This is a genomic window from Flavobacterium reichenbachii (genome assembly GCF_002217435.1).
Taxonomy (GTDB): domain Bacteria; phylum Bacteroidota; class Bacteroidia; order Flavobacteriales; family Flavobacteriaceae; genus Flavobacterium; species Flavobacterium reichenbachii.
This window is the reverse complement of sequence record NZ_MUHF01000047.1, coordinates 1-1,784: the sequence shown is the minus strand read 5'-3', so window position 1 is coordinate 1,784 and position 1,784 is coordinate 1. Positions and strand designations below refer to the sequence as shown.

General features: G+C 41.1%; 1 protein-coding gene. It reads right to left on the bottom strand.

Annotated features, from left to right (window positions below):
- On the bottom strand, nt 1–1,784 hold a 1,784-nt coding region (locus tag B0A68_RS24270), incomplete at both ends, for an Ig-like domain-containing protein (protein ID WP_123947549.1).

Sequence of the window (1,784 nt, the reverse complement as noted above, 5' to 3'; positions counted from 1 at the left end):
AAAGCTGTGCCGTTGATTGAGACAATAATTAAAGTATCTCCTTCTGCATCAGTATCTCCGTTTAACGGATTTAAGGTTACAGTTTCGTCTTCGTTTACTGTGTAGCTGTTATTAACTGCTGATGGAGCATCATTTACCGGATTAATTGTAATCTCAACAGTAACTGTATTACTGTCTAAATTTCCGTCATTGGCTTTGTAAGTAAAACTGTCGGTTGTGGTTTCGCTTCCGTTATGAACGTAAGTGAAAGAACCGTCTGCGTTTAAAGTTAAAGTTCCGTTTGATGGACCTGAAACCAAAACAGCTGTAATGGCATCACCATCAACATCGCTGTCATTTAGTAAAACTCCGTTAGCGGTTGTAACGGTAAGAGTACCGCCTTCGTTAACTGCATAATCATCTTTTACTGCAGATGGTGCATCGTTTACTGCCGTAACCGTAATTTCGATATTCGCTGTCGCGGTTAATAATCCGTCCGTAATCACATAAGGAAAACTAACTGCCGTTGCTGAATTAAAATTCGCTGAAGGCGTAAAAGTAATAACTCCAGAAGCTGAGATATTAACTGTTCCGTTTGGAACTGTGATAACCTGTACTGAACCTGTTAAAGCTGTTCCGTTGATAGAAGAAATTGTCAGCGTATCGCCTTCAATATCTGTATCATTGCTTAATGGAGTTAATGTAACCGTGTTGTCTTCTGCAACTGTATAAGTATCTAAAACTGCAGATGGCGCATCGTTTACTGCCGTAACCGTGATTTCGATATTCGCTGTTGCTGTTAAATTTCCATCAGAAACCACATAAGGGAAACTAATCGCTGTCGCTGAATTAAAATTAGCTGAGGGCGTGAAAGTAATCACTCCTGAAGCTGAAATGTTAACTGTTCCGTTTGGAACTGTGATAACCTGTACTGAACCTGTTAAAGCTGTTCCGTTGATAGAAGAAATTGTCAGCGTATCGCCTTCAATATCTGTATCGTTGCTCAATGGAGTTAATATAACCGTGTTGTCTTCCGCAACTGTATAGCTATCTAAAACTGCAGATGGCGCATCGTTTACTGCCGTAACCGTAATTTCGATATTCGCTGTCGCGGTTAATAATCCGTCCGTAATAACATAAGGGAAAGTAACTGCTGCAACTGAATTAAAATTAGCTGCAGGCGTGAACGTAATCACTCCAGAAGCTGAAATGTTAACTGTTCCGTTTGGAACTGTGATTGATTGAATACCTCCTGTTAAAGCTGTTCCGTTGATAGAAGCAATTGTCAGCGTGTCGCCTTCAACATCTGTATCGTTGCTCAAAGGAGTTAACGTAACGGTGTTGTCTTCTGCAACTGTGTAGGTATCTAAAACTGCAGATGGCGCATCGTTTACTGCCGTAACTGTAATTTCGATATTCGCCGTTGCGGTTAACAATCCGTCCGTAATTACATAAGGAAAACTGATCGCTGTTGCTGAATTAAAATTCGCTGAAGGCGTGAACGTAATCACTCCTGAAGCTGAAATGTTAACTGTTCCGTTTGGAACTGTGATAACCTGTACTGAACCTGTTAAAGCTGTTCCGTTGATAGAAGAAATTGTCAGTGTATCACCTTCCACATCGGTATCATTGCTTAGAGGAGTTAACGTAACGGTGTTGTCTTCGGCAACTGTGTAGGTATCTAAAACTGCAGATGGCGCATCGTTTACTGCCGTCACCGTAATTTCGATATTCGCCGTGGCGGTTAATAATCCGTCCGTAATCACATAAGGGAAAGTAACTGCTGCAGCTGAATTAAAATTCGC